Source organism: Sneathiella sp., from assembly GCF_036960985.1.
Taxonomy (GTDB): Bacteria; Pseudomonadota; Alphaproteobacteria; order Sneathiellales; family Sneathiellaceae; genus Sneathiella.
This window is the reverse complement of record NZ_JBALWD010000009.1, coordinates 87871-111024: the sequence shown is the minus strand read 5'-3', so window position 1 is coordinate 111024 and position 23154 is coordinate 87871. Positions and strand designations below refer to the sequence as shown.

The 23154-nt window shown below is 46.2% G+C and carries 22 protein-coding genes; 4 read left to right on the top strand and 18 right to left on the bottom strand.

Annotation, left to right across the window (positions count from 1 at the left end; all coding sequences use genetic code 11):
• Positions 1 to 2: 2 nt before the first annotated feature.
• Positions 3 to 635 (top strand): LysE family translocator, encoded by a 633-nt coding sequence (locus V7723_RS07400; protein ID WP_335683812.1) that lies wholly within the window; start codon positions 3 to 5, stop codon positions 633 to 635.
• Here V7723_RS07400 and gcvA read toward each other — a convergent pair.
• Positions 619 to 1536 carry a transcriptional regulator GcvA gene (gene gcvA / locus V7723_RS07395; RefSeq protein ID WP_335683811.1) on the bottom strand — a complete coding sequence of 306 codons (918 nt, stop codon included), beginning with the start codon at positions 1534 to 1536 and terminating at the stop codon, positions 619 to 621. The genes V7723_RS07400 and gcvA overlap by 17 nt on opposite strands.
• 112 nt (positions 1537 to 1648) lie before the next feature.
• Here gcvA and V7723_RS07390 point away from each other — a divergent pair, with 112 nt between their 5' ends.
• Positions 1649 to 2320 carry a glutathione S-transferase family protein gene (locus tag V7723_RS07390; protein ID WP_335683810.1) on the top strand — a complete coding sequence of 224 codons (672 nt, stop codon included), beginning with the start codon at positions 1649 to 1651 and terminating at the stop codon, positions 2318 to 2320.
• A 107-nt stretch (positions 2321 to 2427) separates the two neighbouring features.
• Here V7723_RS07390 and V7723_RS07385 read toward each other — a convergent pair whose 3' ends face one another.
• The 5 genes from V7723_RS07385 to V7723_RS07365 form a co-directional block, all read right to left on the bottom strand.
• Entirely contained in the window at positions 2428 to 3642 is a 1215-nt protein-coding gene (locus V7723_RS07385; protein WP_335683809.1) for an adenylate/guanylate cyclase domain-containing protein, read from the bottom strand.
• A complete protein-coding gene (locus V7723_RS07380; RefSeq protein WP_335683808.1) occupies positions 3629 to 5215 on the bottom strand; it encodes a DUF427 domain-containing protein in 1587 nt (528 codons plus the stop codon). The genes V7723_RS07385 and V7723_RS07380 overlap by 14 nt, the downstream gene beginning before the upstream one ends.
• 101 nt (positions 5216 to 5316) lie before the next feature.
• Positions 5317 to 5955, bottom strand: coding sequence for a YbhB/YbcL family Raf kinase inhibitor-like protein (locus V7723_RS07375; RefSeq protein ID WP_335683807.1), 639 nt, complete (start codon positions 5953 to 5955; stop codon positions 5317 to 5319).
• 68 nt (positions 5956 to 6023) lie between these two features.
• The gene (locus V7723_RS07370) at positions 6024 to 7577 is read right to left on the bottom strand and encodes an acyl-CoA carboxylase subunit beta (protein ID WP_335683806.1); all 1554 of its coding nucleotides are present in this window, start codon (positions 7575 to 7577) and stop codon (positions 6024 to 6026) included.
• Between the two features lie 263 nt (positions 7578 to 7840).
• Entirely contained in the window at positions 7841 to 8482 is a 642-nt protein-coding gene (locus V7723_RS07365; protein ID WP_335683847.1) for a TetR/AcrR family transcriptional regulator, read from the bottom strand.
• Between the two features lie 121 nt (positions 8483 to 8603).
• Here V7723_RS07365 and V7723_RS07360 point away from each other — a divergent pair, with 121 nt between their 5' ends.
• Entirely contained in the window at positions 8604 to 10331 is a 1728-nt protein-coding gene (locus V7723_RS07360) for an alkyl sulfatase dimerization domain-containing protein (protein ID WP_335683805.1), read from the top strand.
• 31 nt (positions 10332 to 10362) lie between these two features.
• On the opposite strand, the gene flaF is transcribed toward V7723_RS07360, so the two are convergent.
• The 5 genes from flaF to V7723_RS07335 all read right to left on the bottom strand — a co-directional run bounded on the left by flaF (position 10363) and on the right by V7723_RS07335 (position 14288).
• The gene (gene flaF, locus V7723_RS07355; RefSeq protein WP_335683804.1) at positions 10363 to 10740 is read right to left on the bottom strand and encodes a flagellar biosynthesis regulator FlaF; all 378 of its coding nucleotides are present in this window, start codon (positions 10738 to 10740) and stop codon (positions 10363 to 10365) included.
• Between the two features lie 67 nt (positions 10741 to 10807).
• A complete protein-coding gene (locus V7723_RS07350) occupies positions 10808 to 11605 on the bottom strand; it encodes a flagellin (protein WP_335683803.1) in 798 nt (265 codons plus the stop codon).
• A gap of 265 nt (positions 11606 to 11870) precedes the next feature.
• Positions 11871 to 12656 carry a DUF1217 domain-containing protein gene (locus V7723_RS07345; protein ID WP_335683802.1) on the bottom strand — a complete coding sequence of 262 codons (786 nt, stop codon included), beginning with the start codon at positions 12654 to 12656 and terminating at the stop codon, positions 11871 to 11873.
• A 112-nt stretch (positions 12657 to 12768) separates the two neighbouring features.
• Positions 12769 to 13572 (bottom strand): flagellin, encoded by an 804-nt coding sequence (locus tag V7723_RS07340; RefSeq protein ID WP_335683801.1) that lies wholly within the window; start codon positions 13570 to 13572, stop codon positions 12769 to 12771.
• 329 nt (positions 13573 to 13901) lie between these two features.
• Positions 13902 to 14288 carry a flagellar biosynthesis repressor FlbT gene (locus V7723_RS07335; protein ID WP_335683800.1) on the bottom strand — a complete coding sequence of 129 codons (387 nt, stop codon included), beginning with the start codon at positions 14286 to 14288 and terminating at the stop codon, positions 13902 to 13904.
• Between the two features lie 249 nt (positions 14289 to 14537).
• Between V7723_RS07335 and V7723_RS07330 the strand changes: the two genes are divergently transcribed.
• The gene (locus V7723_RS07330) at positions 14538 to 14795 is read left to right on the top strand and encodes a DUF6460 domain-containing protein (RefSeq protein ID WP_335683799.1); all 258 of its coding nucleotides are present in this window, start codon (positions 14538 to 14540) and stop codon (positions 14793 to 14795) included.
• Between the two features lie 6 nt (positions 14796 to 14801).
• Here V7723_RS07330 and V7723_RS07325 read toward each other — a convergent pair whose 3' ends face one another.
• The 7 genes from V7723_RS07325 to V7723_RS07295 form a co-directional block, all read right to left on the bottom strand.
• Entirely contained in the window at positions 14802 to 15134 is a 333-nt protein-coding gene (locus V7723_RS07325; RefSeq protein WP_335683798.1) for a TraR/DksA family transcriptional regulator, read from the bottom strand.
• Positions 15135 to 15218: 84 nt separating this feature from the next.
• Positions 15219 to 16235: a 2-oxoacid:ferredoxin oxidoreductase subunit beta gene (locus V7723_RS07320; RefSeq protein ID WP_335683797.1), complete on the bottom strand. Its 1017-nt coding sequence runs from the start codon at positions 16233 to 16235 to the stop codon at positions 15219 to 15221.
• Between the two features lies 1 nt (position 16236).
• On the bottom strand, positions 16237 to 18108 hold the full coding sequence (locus V7723_RS07315) for a 2-oxoacid:acceptor oxidoreductase subunit alpha (protein WP_335683796.1): 1872 nt from the start codon (positions 18106 to 18108) through the stop codon (positions 16237 to 16239).
• A gap of 302 nt (positions 18109 to 18410) precedes the next feature.
• Positions 18411 to 19004 carry a TetR/AcrR family transcriptional regulator gene (locus tag V7723_RS07310; RefSeq protein ID WP_335683795.1) on the bottom strand — a complete coding sequence of 198 codons (594 nt, stop codon included), beginning with the start codon at positions 19002 to 19004 and terminating at the stop codon, positions 18411 to 18413.
• Between the two features lie 64 nt (positions 19005 to 19068).
• Positions 19069 to 19821 carry a hypothetical protein gene (locus V7723_RS07305; RefSeq protein WP_335683794.1) on the bottom strand — a complete coding sequence of 251 codons (753 nt, stop codon included), beginning with the start codon at positions 19819 to 19821 and terminating at the stop codon, positions 19069 to 19071.
• 128 nt (positions 19822 to 19949) lie between these two features.
• On the bottom strand, positions 19950 to 21947 hold the full coding sequence (locus tag V7723_RS07300; RefSeq protein WP_335683793.1) for a TRAP transporter permease: 1998 nt from the start codon (positions 21945 to 21947) through the stop codon (positions 19950 to 19952).
• Positions 21948 to 21953: 6 nt separating this feature from the next.
• Positions 21954 to 23105, bottom strand: a complete 1152-nt coding sequence (locus V7723_RS07295) for a TAXI family TRAP transporter solute-binding subunit (protein WP_335683792.1) — start codon at positions 23103 to 23105, stop codon at positions 21954 to 21956.
• Positions 23106 to 23154: the final 49 nt, after the last annotated feature.

The following is a 23154-nucleotide window of genomic DNA, read 5'->3' as shown; positions in this document are numbered from 1 at the left end:
ATATGGATCTGGAAGCTACTCAGCTTGTTCTATTTGTTCTATCGGCAATCGCTCTGAATTTGACACCAGGCCCGGACATGTTGTTTGTGACAGCTTGCGGCTTGAGACAAGGCCCGAAAGCTGGAATGGTTGCTGCTTTGGGAATTACAGGCGGGTCATTGATCCATGTGGTGTTCGCGGTAATTGGAGTAACTGCCATATTTAGCTCTTCTGAATTGGCTTTTGATATTTTACGTTATGCTGGCGCAGCCTATCTGCTATGGATTGGTTTTAGAAGTTTTAGCCAGCAAACGCTTAATCTCAGTCAACCACAATCGTCAGTGTCGAGCCTTTTGATCGTCTTCAGACGTGGCGTGCTAACAAATGTCCTCAATCCCAAGGTGGCTCTTTTTTTTGTAGCGTTTCTGCCGCAATTTCTTGACCTTTCCGCGGGATCGGTCGGGGCTCAAATTTTACTTCTAGGCTGCATATTTAATTTAACCGGTTTAATTGTAAATGGCGGATTCGGACTATTCGCTGGGGGGGCCGGCCGAATATTGTTGCAGTATCCGGCGGCGGGCAAATGGATTTCTCGTGTTTCAGGGTCAATCTTTATTGGTTTGGCGGCTCATCTTGTCCTCACGGAAAAGCCGTAGTTAAATTTGAGACAGGTGCGCTGTTGGCAACTTCTTTGTGAAGCCAATCGCAAAAAGCGGTAATATGAGGATGATTTCGAGCGCCGGGTGGATAGATAATATACATGGCAAAAGAACTGGGAATTGTGACTGGTGATAACTGAACAAGGCGTCCTTCCAGGAGATCTTGTTCGACGAGGGAGCTACGCCCTAAAATGATACCTTGACCTTTTAGCGCAGATTGAACAGCAATGCCGGTGTCATCAAATTGCGGTCGATCAGAGATTTCTAGATCGGGAAAGCCCACGGCCTTAAGCCACCGTTTCCAATTACTCCCGTCGAGCTTGTCACTGATGACAAGGTTATCTCTAATCTCTAGAGGGTTTGTTTTATCGATGCGATCGGCCAGGGTCGGACTGCTGACCAATATTAAGTCATCCGTCAAAAGCAATTCACTTTCAAGCTGTGGCCAGGTTCCTTGGCCATATCTTAATCCAAAATCCACATCCTCATACGTAAGGTCCACGAGGCGTCTCGTTGTTAAAAGCCGAATATCTATGTCCGGATTCGAAGATTGAAATTTGTTAAGCCGTATTACCAACCAATGGATAGCAAAGGAGGGAAGTACTGTTAGTGTGATGTGTCGTGGTTGCGCACTATTAAGTACGGCTTCAACAGCAGCAGTGATAAGGGAAACCCCTTGTTGGATCTGACTAAAAAACCGTTGTCCCTGTTGAGTAAGGGCCAATCCTGTCGTTGAGCGAATGAAAAGTTGAGTGGCAAGGTGCTTTTCCAATTGGGCTACTTGTCTGGAAATTGCACCATGGGTCACACCAAGCTCGGTCGCGGCATGACTTAAGTTGAGATGTCGGCCGGCAACCTCGAATGTCCTGATCCAATTCAGGGGAGGCAGGTGTGTCATCAGGGTAATCCTTTTTGCGTCATACCGTTATTAAATAAATTCATATTGGTTTTACAGAAAATATACGATAGAAGGCGTTTTAGTAATAAAAATATTAATATCAGGGTGCAAGATGTCTGAGATAAAATTGGTGATTGGAAATAAGAGATATTCATCTTGGAGTTTACGCGGATGGCTTGCCCTGAAGACCTCGGGCATTAAATTCGAAGAAGTTCTCGTACCGTTGTATAGGGAAACCTCCCATGCGGAGCTAAAGATTGCCAACCCTCTTGCGCCACCTAAGGTACCGTCACTAAAAATTAGAGATAAGGCGATTTGGGATACATTGGCCATCTGTGAATTCGCTGCTGAACAAGCCACCGAAGTGGCTTTGTGGCCAACGGATACTTTTGTCCGGGCACATGCACGTTCTGTTGTCGCCGAAATGCATTCTAGTTTTATGGCGTTGCGAGATTATATCCCTATGGATCTATCGAAGAAGATAAGCTATGGGCAGCTGCCGGGAGACGTCGAGTCTGATATTTTACGCATCTTTGAAATCTGGCGCGGGTGCCGTTCAAGATACGCTGGCGCAGGTCCTTTTCTATTTGGGGAACTTTCACTTGCAGATATCTTTTTTGCGCCGGTCGCTGTTCGCTTGTATAGCCATTCAGTTCCTTTGGACGAAGTTTGCCAATCCTATTTCGATACGCTTTGGGCATTGCCTGAATTTCAGGATTGGCGAGCGGCTGCCGAGCAGGAAGAGTGGGTAATCGGCAATGCCAATGAGTACACGGTTCAATAAATATTTTAAGCGCAGGCAACCGGTTTGAAAGAGATAGTAACCCACTAAATCGATCGCCCGGAGCCTCTTTTCTATCTACATCGCCTTCAGATTATAAGAATTAAATTTTAGATTGGTGTGTAAACATCGATTGCGTCTTTTAGGCCCGGAATTCTTTGTTGCGGATACTTCTGCCATTCCACAGTTACTTTTTCAGCGATTTCGGTGGAAACCAGTATTTGCACGCCTAGTTCTTTCGTAAGGTCCTGCAGTCGGCTGGTCATGTTTACGGCGGGCCCGATGACTGAAAAATCCAGCCTTTCTGTTGCGCCAATATTTCCAAACATAACGGCACCGTGGTGAATGCCAACGCCATATTGCAAGTCGCGGGCTTGTGAAGGATGTTCCTTTAAAGCTTTCCCGCCTTCAAGAGCGGCGTCCAGGGCGCGCTGCGCCGCTTCCGCGATCGTTGATGTACTTTCTGTCGGAAAGATGGCCAGAAATCCGTCTCCCATAAACTTCAAAACTTCGCCGTCTTGCTCCATCACGGCTTCTGCCAGACATTCAAAGAATTGATTGAGTAACGCTAAGTAGGCTGGCATTTCCATGCTATCGGCAAGGGTGCTGGAAGAGCGTAAATCGCAAATCCAGATTACTGCATCTGTCACATCGCCATCACCGCGCTGGTTCTTCCCATCAAGGATTTTCTCACTCGCGAGGGGCCCCAAATAAGCTCCCAGGATGTCGGTTAGCGTTTCTTCACGCTTTGAAATTCGCGCCGCTGCCGCAAATAAGGGGACGAGCCGCCGTAGGGTCTCCTTATCGTCTTCTGTAAATCCTCCCGCCTTATCCGTGACCCAGGAAGAGATTACGCCATCACTGCGCTTCAATGCGGTATCGAAATTTCCGAACGGTGTAAGAAATGCAATGTAATCTGTCGCGCCCATTTCTTTGAAGTCCGAAAATATAGGAAAAAGCTTAACATTCTTGGAATCTGTTAGATCGAACCTCATCTCAGGCAATGATTTTTCAACCATGTAATACAGTGGGCTTCTAGTCCAAATAAGCCGCTCAGCTTCGGCGCGCGGTTGCGAGTTGGTATTCACTTCTCCATCGCGGTAGCAGGTGTGGTCGGTATGATCAATAAATGGATGCAGCTGGCGCATCGTTACGTGAGAACGCAAAAGAGGAAACAAATTCTGATCTATTTGTTTGCTGAATTCACTGAAGGTCTCGGTCAGCTTCATTTCTCCCAGCATCTGCTGGGTAAGCCATTGTTCGGTACTCTTGATATTCTTTTCGAACAGCGCCTGGTCGCTTGCAGAGGGCTTAAGCAGATTCAAGTGAGAAAAGCTCCATATTGTCTGTGATACCCTTCAGGGTAAAATCTCCAATCCGCTGTGTGAGGGCTGGTACGAATACGGCAACGTCATGCGACATTAAAACGGATCGACCAACCTCCTTACATGCGTCCCCAATCCGAGCCGCTTGATTGGCGGCTGATCCGATAACCGTGAAATCTAGGCGTTCGGCACTCCCCACATTGCCATACATGACTTCGCCAAAATGTAGCCCAATGGTGCAACGAAGAGGGGGTGATGTCTCCTGACCAGTTAGAGCGTCTAGAGTATCCTGGGCAGCTTGAACAGCACTCATGCAGGCCTTTCTGATATCCTCTGTATTCTCTGAATTTGTGGGGAAAATAGCTAAGATAGCATCGCCAATAAATTTCAGAACATCGCCATCGTTATTATGAACAGACGCTGCTGACGCATCGAAAAATCGATTAAGAAGATCAAGATATTCTTTTCGGCCTAGTTTTTCGGTGAGCGCGGTGGAGTCACTTAAATCGCAATAAAAAATCGCAGCTTGAATGGCTTCCCCGTCACCTCTTTTTACCAGTCCATTCAACACCTGATTTCCTGCAGATTTTCCTAGATAAGTTTCTAGTAGTGTCCTTGAATCTGCTTTCACCTTATGGACTTCATACATCCGACTGATTAGCGGAAGAGCTTCGAAAATTTGTCCCAAGTCTGATGTTGAAAACCCCTTAGGGTGGTCTGACGTTAATGACAAATTGTGAATAAAACCGTCTGAAAAGGGGAGAGGGAGTGCAACATAATCGGTGGCTCCTTGATCTTGCAATTCCTTCATAATTGGAAATTCAAATTCTTCTTTTCCGGTATTCAGTTTTTCACGAATACCACCGAGCCCCGCAGACACCAATTTCATGGGGCTTTTCTGATAAGTTTCATCGCTCAAACTGGTGTGTTCAAATTGTCTTTCATCAATGGAATCATTATCTCTATTCCAAATATACGCGCGGCCCGCGACTAACGGATGTAGTTGACGAAGAGCAACGTTTAGTCGCATTACTGGAATACCAGTCTTTACAAGCCGGCGGCCCAGTTGCTGCGTCAGCTCCATATGATCCATGGCGGACCAGGCTCCTCTAATGAGCCAATCCACCAGGTTTTTGGGATCGGATAGCATAATGTTTGGTGAGAGGAATTGCTCTTCAACCTCTCCAACAATCCATCTGTCAATGGCGTTTCCATAAAAGCCAATATGGTTCTGGACCGGTTCGCCTTCAAATAACGTCTGCTCGTAAGACCAAGCAGCAGGATCAACACGTTCTCCATCTAACTCCAGGGCCCAGTGAGAAGCGTTTCCCTTAAAGGGGCAGAAAGTGCGAAAATTGGTACGGGTGAAATGCCCTAGCATGACATCTTCGCGGGGAATATAATAAACGGGTACATGATGCGTTTCATGCACAATGAGCGCATCCATCGTATCAACAAGGCATATCGATCCTTTGAAGCCGCGAATACGCTCTCCTGCTTCGGTGACGGAGATGCTATACTTCTGAATAGCTGTTTGCTCGTCTTCCGTAATAATTGAGGTAACAGCAGTCATTAGAAACTTCCCCCATAAAACATGCCTTCTTCATCAAATAGGAAAAAACCATATAATTACAAGGATACTCTTATGGCACAACAGCCGAACGCTAACATTGTTCAGGCAGGAATATTGGGATTGAGACTATAAGTACCCACATGTGAGCCTTTTGCCAGCACGTGTCCTTCCATAGCGGTTAGAGCATCTGGACCGCCGAAAACTTCTGCTAGCCCAAGTGTTTCAATATCCAAGGCGTAAACAGTTATATGATAATGATGGATGATGCTGTCGTTCCAGGGTGGGCAGGGCCCATCATATCCACCATAGTTGCCGCTCATGTCCGGATCGCCGGCAAACCAGTCGGTGAAATTGTTGATCCCGCGTACTCCATAGGGCTGCGCGCCTGGTACTTTTCCTTTTGGGGTAACGCCGTCGGAATCTTCGCCTTCCGCGATGTTAAATTGTGTGGCTGGAATATCCACTAGTACCCAGTGGAAAAAATCGACACGTGGCAAGTCTGCCGGAATGAGCCGATCTTCTTGATTTACATCCTCGCCCGAGGACGGGACATCAGAATCATGGCAAATGAGAACGAAGGATTTTGTTGCTGAGGGCGCGTCGTTCCAACTAACGGAGGGGTTTTTATTGTCACTGAAAGCAACATGTCCTTCAGAAGCTGGAACACCAAAGGCAAATTTCCCCGGTATTTTTTGTCCGTTTTCCCACCCATCGATTGTTACTTTTAAGGTCGCCGTCATGATCATTTTCCTTTTTTCTCTGAAGGTATGTTGTGATGCTATTAAAGAGATGAGGACGCGTAAATCAGTCAGGGTCGAAACCCAAAAGTTACCGGTCCTTTCAAGCTTTCTAACTTGGGTTCTATCCACTCAATCCACTGACACAGCGTCGGCCTTGTTTCCCGCGGGTCAATGATGTCATGAACGTTAAAACTCTCGGCTCGGGGGAAAGGAGATTGCTGTATGGCAAGTTGGTCTTCTAACTCCGCGCGAAGCTCGTCTGGATTTTCTGCCGCTTCGATTTGTCGACGAAAAGCGACGGCAACGCCACCTTCTACAGGAAGCGCCCCCATTTCTGCACTTGGCCATGCAATGACATAACCTTCATCGCTAAAATGCGCCGCAGCAGCAACGCCGAATGTTTTCTTAATGATTACCGTCGCCCATGGCACGACAGACATGACGGCTGCGGCAACTGCCGATGTTCCATACTTAATGGTTCCGTCTTTTTCCGATTCAGGTCCGATCATGAAACCAGGTTCGTCGGTAAAGTTTATAATCGGTATATGGAAGGTGTCACAAAGTTCAATGAAGCGCCGAACTTTTTGAGCCGCGTTTGCGCCCATGGCGCCGGCATAAAACCGGCAATCATTTCCGATAACACCTATGGACCGTCCATTCATCCGGGCAAATGCCGTTATAAGGCTAGGGCCGTAGGCTTTTCCCATTTCAAAATAGCTGGCTTCATCAATCACCAGTTTAATCAGTTTGCGCATGTCGAAAGGAAGCCGCCGGTTTTTTGGAACAATTGATACCAGTTCTTCAGCTTTTCGATCAATGGGATCTGTTGATGGTTGGCGTTCCGCTAGCTCCCACACATTATTTGGAAGGTAGCTCAGGAAAGTTTGTATTTGATTGAAGGCATCTTCTTCGGATTTTGCAATGTTGGCTGCGACGGCATTGCGACTATGTATTTGCACCCCACCTAGTTCTTCTTTCGTCATGCTAATATCAAGTGCTCGCGCGACCAGAGCGGGACCCGCGATCAGTATCTGTGCGGTGTCGCGCGTCATTACCGAAAAATGTGACGCAGCGAAGCGAGCTGCTGGAAAGCCGGCGACAGGACCCAGGGCGGCTGAAGCGACAGGAACTTCTCCCAGAATTTTAGCGATGGAATGAAACCTTGGTTTTTCAAAAACTGGACTACCGACTGGCCCACTATTTCCTTTGCCTTTCGAAACACTGCCACCTCCGCCTTCCAGCATACGAACCAGTGGAACCCGATATTGTGACGCCAGTTCCTCCGCATATACGCTTTTTCGAAGACCGGCGGCGTTAGGGGAGCCGCCCTTGAGGGTAAAATCTTCGCCGCCGACGGCAACTCTACGTCCCTCTATGGTTCCAAGCCCCGTAATGTAATTTGCTGGAGAAAAAGAGGTTAGGTTTCCTACGCCGTCACGTTCTGCCGCACCGGCGATCCGGCCATGCTCTTGAAAACTATTTTCATCCAAGACTCCATCAATGCGTTCCCGAATTGTCAGGCGCCCTTTGGCATGCTGTGCGGCTACAGCGTCTGCACCACCTTGTTCTTGCGCAGCTTTACGCATTTCGGTGATATCTTGGGCTTCTTTTTCCCAGCTCATGGTTGATCCCTTCTAGTTTTTATGAAGAGTATAATGTTCGAAGGATACAAATCGATAAAAAAGGTGTTGAGGCTATGTTTATTTTGGCCTGAGAGAGATCGGCAGACATCGCTAGCTTGTTCTGCTTTTGCACTATGCCAATTTGACTTACTCTCAAAGTACCGCCGTATCAGAACTATTTCTTTATTGCTTGATGGTCTAATAGCTACAGCATCGATGAGGTTGTCGGGCTTAGAAATTTTATGGAGAGTCTCATATTGAGTTTATTGCAAGGAAAGTTTTCTTATTATTCTTCTATTCGTTTCTGCATCTAAGTAAGGACTTAGGACAGCATAAATTTGTTGTGCGCCCTGTTCTATTTCACTTTTTGTGATGTTGATGTCGGACTTGCCAATTTGTAAGTATCGTATCCAATTCAACGCGATTATCCATATGTTGGTTGCTAAAATTTCCGCGGCCGAGTCGTCCACTGGCGGATCATTTGAAGGAAGCTTCGAGCCGGTATTCAAAATTGTATACTTCAAAAATGCCAAGGTGGCCTCTCGACGAACCAAATACTGTTCCTGCAACAGAGGGTCGTTTCGGAGTATCTGAACTAAATTTCCGTAAAAGAAGCGATAGTCCCAGACGACGCTCATCCAGGTCCGCAAGCCGTTGATAAGTATATCTTCGAAGAGTTCCTGCTTGTCATCCGCTACCAGCGCAAAAGTTGTCGCTTGATTGATCTCAGGAAAAATAGATCGAATTATCTCTTCTTTATTTTTGAAGTGGTAGTAGAGGTTTCCGGGGCTAATGCCTAAATGAGCAGCAATCTTATTTGTCCCAACATTAGCCGCGCCATGGAGATTGAATAACTCCTTTGCTGCCTGGATGATTTTTTCCTTAGTGTTGGTTCTAGATGTCATATTTTTCACGTATTAGGTTGCCGAACAATTTGCAATATGCATATAGTGGCATAATTAGAGCAAAGTATCTAGTATCTATTCAAAAAATTATGGAACCGGCGAACGAGTGGGAGATGATGAAATGAAGTACTTAAGTTTGGCGGGAATATTTCTCGGGAGTACCTTCTTGTTTGCTTGTGATGATGCGGTGGAGTTACCTAAACCTCAATCTTTGAGCGCTAATGAGCAGCTGGTTGCGCATAGCAATGAATTCCGACCTGAAGTCATCAAAATAGCGGATAATATTCATGTGGCAGTGGGATATGGCCTAGCCAATTCCATTCTCATTGAAGGTGAAGATGGTACTGTCATTGTCGATACTATGGAAAGTGTCGAAACGGCGAAAAAGGTCAAGGCTGAGTTCGACAAGATTACGGATAAACCTGTAAAAGGGATCATATATACCCATAATCACGCCGATCATATACTGGGGTCCGCGGTATTTGCCGGCGACGATAATCCGGATGTCTATAGCTATGAAACAACACCAGAACATATTGATCATATCCTTCAAGTATTACGTCCCACAATTTACAAGCGGGCAATGCGGCAGTTCGGTTCCTTGCTTTCTGACGGAGATGTTATAAATGCGGGTATCGGTCCATTTTTGGATTCTGGACCAACTATTAAAGTAGATCTTGTGCGACCAACAAAAACCTTTTCTGGTGATATGGCAGAAATTGAGGTTGCAGGTATAAAAATGGAATTGCATTTTGCCCCTGGCGAAACACCTGATCAATTGTTTGTCTGGTTACCCGATCAAAAAATTCTCCTGCCTGGTGATAATTTTTACCGCAGTTTTCCCAATCTCTACGCCATCCGGGGAACCGCATATAGAGATGTTATGGATTGGGTGAAGAGTTTAGATAAGATGAGAGCAATGAAGCCTGAGATTTTGGTGCCAAGCCATACTCGCCCGATCTACGGCGAAGCTGAAATCTTCCAGACACTCACAGATTATCGGGATGCCATTCAATTTGTCCATGATCAAACGATCCGGGCTATGAACAATGGCCTTACAGTTGATGAGATTGTGGAACGGGTCACGTTACCTCCTCATTTGGCTGAAAAACCGTACTTGCAGGAGTTCTACGGTCGAGTTGATTGGTCCGTGAGATCAATATTCAGTGGGTATCTGGGCTGGTTTGGAGGCAACGCGACAAATCTACAAAAACTACCGAAACGCCAACAGGCGGATTATATGGCTGAGCTAGCAGGTGGTATTGAAAAACTACGAGAGCAAGCGACCACGGCGGCGGCAGAGGGACATGCACAATGGGCCTTGCAACTTGCGGATAATTTACTGGCAATTGATTTACAGGACAACATTGCTTCTGATGTTCGACGACAAGCTCTTTTGAGCCTGGCGGAAAGCGAAATAAGCGCCAATGGCAGAAACTATTATTTGACGCAAGCGTTGGAGCAAGATGGGTTTAAAATTGTTCAGCCCGATCCCTTTAATATAACCGCTAAAATGTTGGCCGACTTTCCTATCGCTCAGTTTATGCAGGCGATGCGCGTTAGCTTGGATTCGGATAAAGCGGCCGACGTTGATACCGTCATCGGTTTCGAATTTACAGATACAGGCGAGACATTTGGTATTCATGTGCGAAAAGGCATCGCTGAGGTGACGACGGGATTTCCGGAAAACCTAGATGCGTCTCTCAAGACAGATTCATTGGTATGGAAAGAAATTTTAGCGAAAAGACGTAATCCGGCGGTCGCATTTGCGTCAGGTGATGTTGATATCAATGGGAGTATTATTGATATGCTTGCCTTTTTGTCCTTGTTCGCGCCTCCAGAAACGTAATCCAAGTATTCAGAAGAGTTACGTTTAACGGTTATCGCACAGCTTCATTTGCAGATTGATGTGCCGCAGCTGCCGGCTTCAAGCCTTCCATTATCTGTTTATTGACCGTGATAAGGGGCGCGAGTTCTGCTTCACCTCTCATAGCTTGGCTGCTGTACCGACCAACCCACAAAGCGATAGAAAGAAGTTGTCCTTTTAAGGCAAGAGGAAGGGCATTATCATCCGACGAAAGATCTCTTTGTAAGGTAAGCCAGAGCTGCCGATTGTTGGCTACAGCTTTGACTCGACCTACATGATCTTGTTCCCCAACTGCTTCCATAGCGCGTGTGAATAGTGCGAAAGCCCGATATTCGGTTTGCTTCGGATCTTCCGTATTCTGGTTAACTTTCTGATAAGCAGCTACAGACATTGTTCTTCATTATCCCTTGTAATACATACTGACAGTATTAGAGAATTTTCTTACGAAAATATTACTTTTACTGGAATAACTGTAGAATTGACTGTGGCCGTGAGTTCGCAATAGCCAATGACTGGATGCCCAATTGTTCTTTGGTTTGTAGAGATTGAAGTGCGGCACTCGCTTCAGCAAGATCTGCATCAACAAGAATACCAAGGCCTTCTTTGAGCTTATCAGTAAGCAATTGAGTAAATTCCGCTTGACTGTCAAAACTATTTGCGGCGGTGCCTAGGGCTGTCATCGCAGTACCGACAAGTAACTCTGCGCCATTCAATGCGATTAGCGCTGCTGCTGGGTTTGTCAGGTCAATTGTCGCGATTCCCAAGGTTGCAAGACGTAAGTCCTGATTGGCAATGGTTTGTGTGACACCGCCAAGCCCGGTTAGAACATCCAGAGCTGGGCTCACACCATCGATTAGATTGACACCGTTAAAGACGGTTTCGTTAACAACGGAGGTAATTTGCGCAAGTTGTGCGTCAACTTCCGCCTGGAGGATGGTGACATCCAATCCGTCGTTGAAAGCCTGCGTAATTTTTTGATTGATATCGATAAGAGCGTTTGAAATTTGCAACACGCCCGCATTCCCGGTGCTGACTGTCGCCTGACCAAAAGCGAGACCTTCTTCGATCGCTTCAAGGCTGGCGATGTCACCACGCATTGCCTGGCCAATTGTAAAGGATGCCGGATTGTCTTTTGGCTCGGCTACTTTCAGACCAGTTTCAATTTGTCTCTGAGTGGATGACAACGCATTCTGTGTCAAAGACAACGTCCGCAACGCCGCCATGGCTGAAGGATTAGTATTAATAGAAAGACCCATTGTATTCTCCTGTCGTGTCTTAAAGCGCAATACCTAAATTGCAGGAATTATTCACAACGATAGAAGCAAAGGGCGTGCCAGTTTTTAAAATCCCCGTAAAACTGCGAAAAATGATGAAAAAGGAGGAGTAAATGAAGGCCGGAAAGGACAGATATGTCCTGTTGCTAGGTATAATTTTCTCTGTATTTACAGGAAAAAATGGCGCTGAAGAGCGATTTGTTTAGGTTCGAGGCCGTCTAGAAAATGAGGGTTGGCGAAGAGATGGTTATACGGAGAAATCGATCTGGATCGGAGCTGGGCCTACGAATTCGCCATTTCCAATAGGTTGGAAGAGCGACAGCATGGGGTTAGCTGTTGGATCGTTATTATTAATTTGCGTGAAGATTAGGAACCGGTCGATCATTTCGTCGATTTTTTCTGTATCCTGGAAATCTTCAACATCGATCATTCTCTCAAGCCGTTCTAACTGTTGATCATATGAGAGAGCTTGAAAACTTTCCGGGAGCCCGAGGCCAACTCGGACAACTTTCATAATTGCCTTGTCCGCTATTATCTGGGTAACTGTCTCGATACCACCAGCAAGCCGTTTGAAATACATTGCTTCGCGCACACCATCGGCATTTTCGCCCTGGAATTTCTCGTATTCGTTGGTTTTATATCCTGTCAATATGGCATCAACATTTTCCTGTTTCTGAAAAAAATCCGGATCGTTGTTCAACGGATATAAAGCCTCCGCGAGTTTCGTCCAGCGCGGTTCAACCAATCGATTAACCAGACTCTCGTCATCTGTCGGCGACTCCGTCAGGATTTTTTCGACCATGGCGGGCTTATCAATTTCGCTTTCCAGCTGGAAAGCAGAAAGAACCATATTTAGGACAATTCGATTTTTCATCAGATCTTCAACAGATTTGATATTGGTAATATCTTCGCTGAAAGTCACCAGGTCACGCACCACCGTTGGCTGGGCCTCAAACACCTTCGTTTGGGATTCCTTTAGCTCATACGCTAACTTATAGTAAAGCAGCGGGTTATTGTTTCCTGATACTTGCATATCCAGACCTGACTCAACATTGTTCGGCGTTTATTTTAGCGCAACACAGGTAAAGAGGGGGTTAACAAAAAGAAGGCGGCCACGAGGACCGCCTTCTTTAGATTGTAAGATTTTAACGGAACAGTGACAAAATCGTCTGAGGAGCCTGGTTGGCGATACTCAGTGATTGAACGTTCAACTGTTCTTTTGTCTGCAATGCAGTCAATTCAGCAGCAACAGCAGCCATATCTGCATCAACCAAGGCACCAAGACCTTCTTTCATTGAGTCAGTCAGTAGTTGGGTAAATTCACCCTGGCTTTCCAAGCGACTAGCAGTTGTACCAATTTGTGTCAATGCGGCACCAACAGTTGTTTGCGCAGCAGTAATAAATCCAAGTGCCGTTGTGATATTTGCAGCTGTCGAGAAGTCTGTTGTCAGTGCAAGAGTGGCGGCATCCAGATTTGTCGCAGTATAAGTCAAAGTGCTTCCAGCCAAATCTGTTGGAACGGTCAGTACATCTGTACCGGCGTTATTAATCAGATTCACGCCATTAAACTCTGAACCAGCAGTAATCGCAGTAATCTGTGCTAGAACCGCAACAGCCTGTGTAGAAAGAATTGAATCGTCGAGACCACCGTTTTGAGCTTGAGTGGCAAGAGTTTCCAGTTCAGTCAACTGTTCAAGAATAGATGTGGCACCAGCCATCGCAACACCAATAGTAGCTTCACCGAAGGCGATACCTTCACTGATGGCGCCCAAAGCGCCAATATCAGAACGCATGCCCTGGGCAATCACGAAGGTAGCAGGCGCGTCTTTTGCGCTGCTGACACGAAGACCAGTCTCAAGCATCGTTTGTGTTTTTGAAAGAGCGGTTTGCGTCATGTTAAGCATGCGCAGGCCAGACATTGCGTTGGCATTAGTATTAATTGAAGCCATAATATAAATCCTCATTTTAGAGACGTCGCTATTGCGACCAATCAGCTCATTCGAGCCCCGGTTTTCTTCGAAACCGTGGATTGACTATCTCCGGCATTTGCTAACAAAAAGTTAATCGCCGCCATATTTGGGAGTTTTACAGCAGTGTAAATCTATTAAAGAGCTCAAAATCCAGTATTTCCCTACGTATATCACTAGATATGAGGATCAAATATTTTTGAATATTTTTTTGAGTTACGGAATTTCAGAATAAAATTGGATAGACGAAAACTGAATTTTGTTGAATCAAGACTGATTTAACGATGGATTGAACTCTACGGAAAGTCGATTCAAGCGTCAGTTTGATCACTATTCATATTTTTGCGCAGTAACTTGAGGGCGGAGTAATAATTTTTTTCGCCCACTAAGCCAACGATCTCAAATATCAACCCGCGAACTGTGACGTCAGTCGTAGATAGAAAGGCAACTTGCGCCGCGTCCTGGAAACTCTTGTAGTGATTGGCGTGATTATCTGGTTCGATATACATCAGCTGAACAAACATATAGACATTCTGCAGAGGTGTTTCGACGGCGTCAGGCAGCAGGATATCCCGTTCCCGCATTATCGCGGCGTCATTTTCAAGGGAAAAATGCATGGCTTTGTTGCCGGTGTTTGTTAAAACGGCACCATTCACAATAATTTTCTCGCCGGCTGGAATACGAAACTTCAACGACATTTGGTTGTCTCCAATAGACAGTAAAGATATCCGTACTATATCAACAGTCGCAGAATGTGCAAAACGGCATTACATAATTGGGCTGATAATAAAGATCAAATTCACCCATTCTATGGATAAACAAAATATATTTCTGGTAACAATACTGGGGCTGTCTATATGATTAGTAGGGTATGCCGGTGAAGAAAGACCTGCTTTGAGATTATTTTGTTAGGGATGTATATGCCAAAAAACGTGGGATCACTAATATTGAAGCTAGTCATCGGCTCTTTTTTTGTCGGTTGGTGCTTGACGCTTTTTGATATTACTCCACTTGATCTACTCAAAGATTTGACGGGAACTATTGGTCAAATATACGCGACAGCCCTTGATACAGTACGTTGGGCGGCGGATTATATTTTACTTGGTGCAGTAATAGTTGTTCCTATATGGGCGATAGTTGCTGGCTTGAACTATTTCCAAAAGAAAAGTCAGCGCAAAACGTCACAATCTAAAAAGCCCGATTGAATAGATTTATTTGACGGTAGCGCAGTCAATACATAAGGGTGTACTTGGATCCAGTTCCAGTCGCTTCTCCGATATATTTTCCTGGCAATTGGTACAAAAACCGTAATCGCCGGTCTCCACCCTTATTAACGCGGAATCTATTCTGGATAATTCGTTCTGACGTCGTCGCTCGGTTTCTTGTGCCATGGCCTGACCTTGCAACGCATCCATGCGTGATAGCCGACCGACCCGAGACTGATCAAGCTCTACAGGTTTGCTGTCTTCTGCGCTTGCTTGCATAATTGACTGGAGCTCTTCTCTGCGGGAGAGGAGGATTTGTTTTGATCCTTTATTTTCCATAAATGGAGCGTACTCCAACATGGCAAAATACGCAAAAAAAGCCCGACTACTCAGTAGCGGGCCTTGTCACCGAAAACACCTAACCTAAACTTGCCAAGTATGACCTTTGCGCAGCAACGCATCAATAGAAGGCGTTGCTGCTTCCTGGGCGATTTCCATTTGATGAGTTATTCCATTTTCATAGGTTTCTGCTGGGTCGCAATAAAGAACACCCATTGCAACAGGCAGTTCGTGACCGTCCATCTCCGCCAACATCGACGCAAGTGCCCGGTTTTTCTCGTCATGAACCAGAATATCGTCTTCAGTAACGCCATTTTCACCGATTACTACGGCTTCTAATGTCAGAGTTTTAGTATTTAATCGTATGCCCATGTTTTTGTCGGCACCAAAAATTAGAGGTTGACCGTGCTGCAGGTGTATTTGTTTGTCCGCGGCAACATCCCGCGCCAGAATATTATCGAAGACCGCGTCGTTATACACAATACAGTTTTGTAAGATCTCAACCATGGATGTTCCCTGGTGAGCATGAGCGCGTTTTAGGATTTCCGGCAGTGTTTTCTGAGTATCATAGCCGCGCGCAGCAAATCGAGCGCCGGCCCCCAAAGTGAAAACCAGCGGTTTTAACGGACGATCAACGGAACCAGTAGGGGAAGATGGTGTTCGTAAACCAATTTCCGATGTTGGCGAGTACTGACCTTTCGTCAATCCATAAATTTCGTTGTTGCAGAGTAGAATTTGAATATTTACATTCCGCCGCAGAACATGAAGCATGTGGTTACCGCCAATACTGAAGCCGTCTCCATCACCAGTTACCATCCAAACGTCGAGATCTGGATTGGCTATTTTAATTCCAGTGGCAAAAGCTGGCGCGCGGCCATGGATAGTATGAAAACCGTATGTTGACATATAATAGGGAAATCGCGAGGAGCATCCGATACCGGAAACAAATACGTATTTTTCTTTCGGCGTATCCAAATCGGGTAATGTCCGTTGAACGGCCTTCAAAATTGCGTAGTCACCACAACCTGGGCACCATCGAACTTCCTGGTCGGAGGCAAAATCTGCGGGTTTCAGTTTTTCACTTGGTACAGCTATATTCATTTTAACTCTCCAACGCCGCATCTATAACGTCTTCAATTTCCGTAATCTTGAAAGGTTGGCCAGTCACTTTGTTGACGGGTACTGCATCGATCAAATACTGATCCCGTAAAACGGTTTTGAGCTGGCCATCATTCATTTCCGGGACAATGATTTTTTCAAACCCATGAAGAAGACTTTCAAGGTTTTCGGGGAACGGCCAAATATGCCGCAAGTGAATATGCGAAACCTTTTTGCCCTCGGCAATCTTGTTATTCACTGCACGGCTGATGGGACCATAGGTCGATCCCCAACCAACAACAGCAAGGTCTCCTGTTTGGCCGCCGGTATCTACGACTTGTGCCGGAATATCCTTCGCTATTCCCAAAATCTTATTACGGCGGGTGTCTGTCATTTCTTGGTGGTTCGCAGGCTCATAAGAAATATTGCCAGTTCCGATTTCTTTCTCAATACCGCCAATCCGATGCTCTAAACCAGGCGTTCCTGGAACGGCCCAAGGCCGCGCTAGAGTTTGGGGATCTCGTGAAAACGGCATAAAAGTATCGGGGTCGATATCACGATTTACAGGAAACGGTTTCTTGTCAGCGACAGTCGGAATGAGCCACGGTTCGGCGGCATTACCTATATATCCATCTGTCAAAAGCATAACAGGTGTCATATATTTTGCGGCTAACCGGCAGGCTTCAATGGCCACATCAAAGCAATCGGCCGGACTTCTGGAAGCAAGGACAACAAGCGGTGCATCAGCATTCCGGCCATAGACTGCCTGATAAAGATCAGATTGTTCAGTTTTAGTCGGTAATCCAGTAGAAGGGCCTGCCCGCTGTGAATTTACAATGATCAGCGGAAGTTCCGTTGAAATCGCGAGCCCTATGGCTTCGCCTTTTAAAGCAATACCAGGACCTGAAGAGGACGTAATCCCCAACGCTCCAGCATAGGAAGCGCCGATGGCAGAACAAATGGCTGCAATTTCATCTTCAGCTTGAAAGGTTTTGACACCGAATTGTTTCAACATTGCCAACGAATGCAATATGGGAGATGCAGGTGTAATAGGATACGATCCGAAGAAAATTTTCAGATCTGCAAGTTCGGCACCTGCAACCAAACCCCAAGCAAGAGCCTCGCCACCCGTGATCGTTCTGTAAAGTCCCGGAGGCATATCCGCGGCCGGGATCGAATAAAGCTCAATTCCATCGCCAAGCTCCGATACTTCTCCGAATACATGGCCGGCGTTTAGCGCAGCAATATTAGCATTAGCAATTTCAGGTCGTTTGGCAAACTTGGTGTTTAGCCACTCAACTGTGTCTTTACGGCTTCTGCCATAAATCCAAAATACCAGTCCTAATACCCAGAAATTTTTGCAACGTAGGCCTTCCTTTTGGGAAAGACCAAATTCTTTCACGGCTTCCAGAACTAGTTTCGCTATGTCTATTTTTAAAACCGAAAAGGCGTCAAGTGATCCGTCTTCCAGTGGATTTGCGACATAACCAGCTTTTTTTAAGTTACGATCTGTAAATGTCCCGCTATCGACTATGACCGTACCGCCGATTTTAAGACGGGCGATATTCACCATTAATGCTGCAGGATTAAGCGCAACCAGAACATCTGGAACGTCGCCATGCGTTTCAATTCGCCGGGAGCCAAAATTGATCTGAAAAGCAGAAACACCAAATGTTGTTCCTATGGGAGCCCTAATTTCTGCTGGAAAATCAGGAAAGGTCGCCAGGTCGTTTCCAGCCAGTGCTGTCGTGTCGGTAAAACGGCTACCTGTTATTTGGATGCCGTCACCAGAGTCTCCCGCAAATCGTATTACGACGGACGGAACCTCTTTACGTTCAGAGGAGCTAGGGCCTGCTTTTATTGTTAATTCGTTCAACTTACTTACTCGCGTTATACCCGAATATCTTCGTCAAGATTTATAATTGGCCTTATCTAGCAGTTTAGCGCGTTTTCTAATCAGTAATCAACGCCCTATATCGCCTGAAATTTTATATTCGGATCGAGGGTTCAAATTAGTATATGGTTCAGTGCTGGCTTTTTCCAAGAACAAGCAGGAACAGCTCAGCTGCAGCATACATATCGTCGCTAACAGCAAATTACAAGTCTATTTCATATAAAATAAATGTAGAAAATTTAATTTAACAATTTTTTACTGTGTTAATCGTTATTGATATGACGCTAAACAAGCTTCTCTTTGAGAATTCGGACAAAAAATTCACCGATCTGCGCTGGCGTTTGTCCGCCTGGCCGGTACCAGCTGCTTGACCAGTTTAAGGAACCGAGCAGGCTTAGGCGAAGCAACCCTTTATCGATCCCTTCCGGTAGTGGCAACTCCTCGATCAAGTCCATAAAAAGTTTATCATAGCTATCTCGAATTTCGATAAGTCGGCTGCGTAGGGTCGGGGAAGTACGTGATATGTCCGCACAAAGAAGGATGGAGAAATTGTTACCACCAAATAAAGTATTCATATGCGCGACTGCTGCATGAGTAAGGCGTTCCCACGGGTCAGTGATACCTTCAGTCGCATCGATGACAGAATTACTTATGAGCCGTTTGCCTTCATCATAGGTCGCGATAATCAAATCATCTTTTGAAGGGAAATGATAATACATGGAACCCGCGAGCATGCCAGCTTCGCGCGCGATGTCGCGCATTGAGGTTGCGTCGTATCCACGTTGATTAAATAAGTGAGCCGCAGCAGCCATCAACTCCTGTCGTCGATTATCGCTACGATATTGCCCTTCTTCCTTAGTGGCGGTTTTTTCGGTCACAGATTTTCCCTAACAAACAGTTGTTGGTTAATCTTTATGCCGATTTGAACACAGCTCAGCAACTTTAATTTTTGAAAAGCTCTTTCAGGCGATCAATTGCCCCATCTGTTTCATCAGCTGCACCTTGGACAATGTTACGCATCTGATCGGTTAGATTTAGGTCCGTCGACACGGCTGCCACGGTTACGGCGCGCAGAAGAGGGGTATAGATTTCGTCGACGAGAGCCGCCGGGCCTATACCATCTTGATCCCGCCCAATATCTTGAAGATGAATATCGTCCAGTACTGCCGTTACTTTGTTCCCTGTCAATCCTGCTGCTTGAACAATAACAACGGCATTGGAAATATAGACGTCATTTACGATGAACTTCTTTTCTTGAGTATTTGCGGCGCCGACCGCTTGAAGTTTTTCCTGGTCGACGGCGGCCATTATATTTTTCCGGATAGCGCGAAGATTGTCTCCGTCTTCTGTGATTTCGTAAATAATTTCTGGTGCTTCGATTTTGATCCGCTTAATGATCATTGTATTCTGGCTGATGGTCTCAGGGTCGATTTGCAAAACGATGCTGGGAAATGAGAAGGCGTTGTCCGGACTAAAGTTGACGGGGTTGCCAACGATCAAGTTGGATATCGCAGCATCGCCTGAGGCGGGAGAAAAATCTGCTTCATTTACGATCACTGGTGATTTTGTAATTTCCGAGCCGTAATTTTGTACAGCGCCCTGTATAACGCTGCCGATGGAACTATAGACATAGGCAATAGCTCCGCAAAACAGTAGAACCAATAAAGTGACGGAGATAATAACGCCGCGTTTCATGCTTACAAAACCTAATTTGTACAAAGGATATCAGTGGTAGTTTACGTCATAAATCAAAGGCACATCAATAAGAAAACCGCCGCCAAAATTTCTTTTGGCGGCGGTTTGTTTCGTGAAGAGTGGGCTTGTTAAGGTATCGCTACCTCATTGTCCATTCGTCGATTGATCAAGAAAGCGACCAAAGCAGCAGAACCTGCCGTAAGGAGACAGAAAAGCGCCAGCTCGAAATCACTGTAGGGAATTAGATCACTTCCTCCCGGTGTCGCTAGCGCTAAGCCGCCAATCATCATTAAAATGCGAATTGGCCAACCCAGCAAGTTGCGATGTAGATTTCCGATTCCCATCAAATACCCCTGCAGAGCACTGGCGACCAGAGTCACGCCGGCAACCGCCGAAACAAACAATAGCACGGTCCGTCCAAATTCTCCGTTTCCGATGAAAGCGGGGTCGAGAACGAAGAAGAAAGGAACGAAGTAGATGATAGATCCAAGTCGCATGGCTTCAAAGCCAGTCCGCATCGGGCTAGATCCTGCAATTGTCGCTGCTGCAAAAGCTCCCAAAGCAACTGGTGGCGTAATAAAGGAAACCATGCCCCAATACAGAATAAACAGATGAACTGACATTGGATCCAGACCGCCCTGAATAAGGGCTGGAGCCAAAACAATCGCCAGGAAAATATAAGCGGCTGTCACGGTCATGCCAATTCCCATGATGAAACTGGTAATTGCACCCATCAAAAGCAAAATCAAAATATTACCACCGGCAATAAAGATCAGATCATTCACCAGTGTTCCCGCCATTCCTGTAATGGAAAGCGCTCCCACGATGAGACCAACACCAACTAGAATAGCGGCGATTTCAGCAAGGAGTTTTCCAGCAGAGATAATGAATTCGATGAAATCATGCATAGTCCAGCGCGTGTGCGGGAATATTTGGTTGATCACAATCAGGAGGGCGGTGGCATAGAACGGTGCCAAAACTTCCTGCTTGAGATATACCAGCATAACAATCAGCAGAACGAAAACAGCAACGAAATGCCAACCTTTACGAATTGTTTCACCAATTTTGGGAAGTTGTTCCCTAGGAAGACCTGGCATATCATTTCGTGCCGCATAAGCATCAATCTGGATGAACAAAGCCAGATAATACAAAACGGAGGGGATAATCGCTGCAACCGCAATAGTGATGTAAGGAACATCTAGAAAAACAGCCATGATAAAGGCTGTCGATCCCATGATAGGCGGCATAAGAACACCGCCCGTCGACGCACAGGCTTCAACACCACCAGCATAGGCGGATTTGAAACCTGTTTTTTTCATAGCTGGAATTGTCAGAACGCCCGTTGTGATAACGTTTGTAATAACACTACCGCTCATTGAGCCCATCAGGCCGGAGGAGAAAATCGCTACTTTCGCAGGTCCACCGCGGACATGGCCAAGTAACGAGAAGGCTAGATCAATAAAGAACTTGCCCCCGCCTGTATGGGTCAACGCGACGCCAAAAATCAAAAACCCGATTACCAGATTGGCCAGCGCTTGCATGGGTATGCCAAGCATACTTTCTGCACTAAGCGTGTGGTACGCCGTAGTATCTGCTAAATTGCTGCTCAAACCGGATATGGGGCCCGGCATAACCTCAGCGTAAAGTGGGTACAGTGATATAATGACGACGATAACAAAAAGGGCCGTGCCACCGGCACGGCGTGTACCTTCCAGAACAAGAGCCCAGAGAACGAGTCCGAGAATGACCATATAATCCGGTGCGCCCATTTCCCAGCCACTATCAAGAATTTTCTCAGCATTGAGAAAGAAGAAAAGCAGAAGGAAAAAGGTAACGGCGGCAAAAAGTATATCGTACCAGGGAACATAGCTCCTGGACGCTTTTGCTGACGCCGGAAAGATCAGGAAGACGATCGGGACAAGCAGGCCAAATAATGCATATTGATATTCATTATCGAGCCAGGTGACTCCCATAAAGAAGCCTGTATTAAAAAGTTGGTTGGCTGCTAGTCCGGTAACGATAACGGTGACGGCAATTACTATTGCACGCCACCCAGTGGAAAGGTTTCGGTGGCGGGCCAAATCCGGGTCCGCCACCTCTCCATTCTCTTCATTTGCTTGTGTCATAAAGTATTAGTTCCAGATTGGGTTCATGCCCTCAGCTTGGAGTGCTGCTCCACGGACTTTCATCCATTCATCTTTATAGGCATCGCCTTCAAGATCTTTTCCGGCCATAGTCGCCCAAGCCGCTGCCAATACGTCCTGACGCTTCAACAACGCGTCATTATGTTCAGTCATCTGGTCCGTCCAAGCGCCAACTTCTTTCCAGTATTTAACCGCCGAAGGATGGTAAGGTACCGCCCACGTGAATGTTTGGCGCTCTGTTGCCCAACCTGGCATCGCAGGTAAAGCATCTTTGTAGTTGTCATATTCCGTATGTACGGCTTTGACCATTGAGTAAACTAGGTCTGGATCCTGATCCGCCCGTGTGATGAGAATCGGATAAGGATACGCACCAGCTTCGTGTGGATTGTCTTTGGAAATCCCGGTACCGAGTGTCGCAACATGCGGAACAAAGTAAGGGGCTACTTCATGAACTCGCGCCCAGCCCTCTGTATCACTTGCAGGCATTGGCGGCCAATAGATGCCACGTGGGGAGGCTTCAAGTTTTTTGGTTGGGCCTGAAACTGTTGAGGCAATCGCCGCATCAACCTGACCGGAAACCATGCCTTTCCACATTGCGCCATATCCACCGAATTCAACAACTTCAACATCGTCAAATGTCAGATTTGCAAAGGCCAAATGAGCTTGGGCACCGATTGTCAACGCGGGAGAACCCCGAACAATACCAACACGCTTGCCCTTCAAGTCAGCCATTGTTTTGACGCCGATATCCCCAGCGACACCCAAGCTGATATTCGCATCTGACGTTGCTGTAATCAAAAGCTGAATTCTTTGTGGACCCCAATCAGGAGCGGCAAAGTTGAAGACACCTTCTGATCCGAAGAACGTTCCACCACCGTTGGCAACAAACTGGACTTTGTTAGTGCGAAGTGGTCCCATGCGAGAGATATCATTCTTACCAGGAACAACACGCAGGCTTACACCATATTTGTCTTTGAGTGTTTTGCCGATGGCAACTGACTGATTGTAGCCGGTTGTTCCGGTATTGTAAGCGCTCCATGCGACTGTGTCTGGTAATTTAACATCGTCGGCAGTAGCGACGCTTGTAAGGGCTAACAACGCAGCAGCTGCTGCAGTGCCTAATCTTAGACTAATTCCCATTATTTCCTCCCTGGAAAACTGGTATGGTTATTTTTTTGTTTTCTAATAG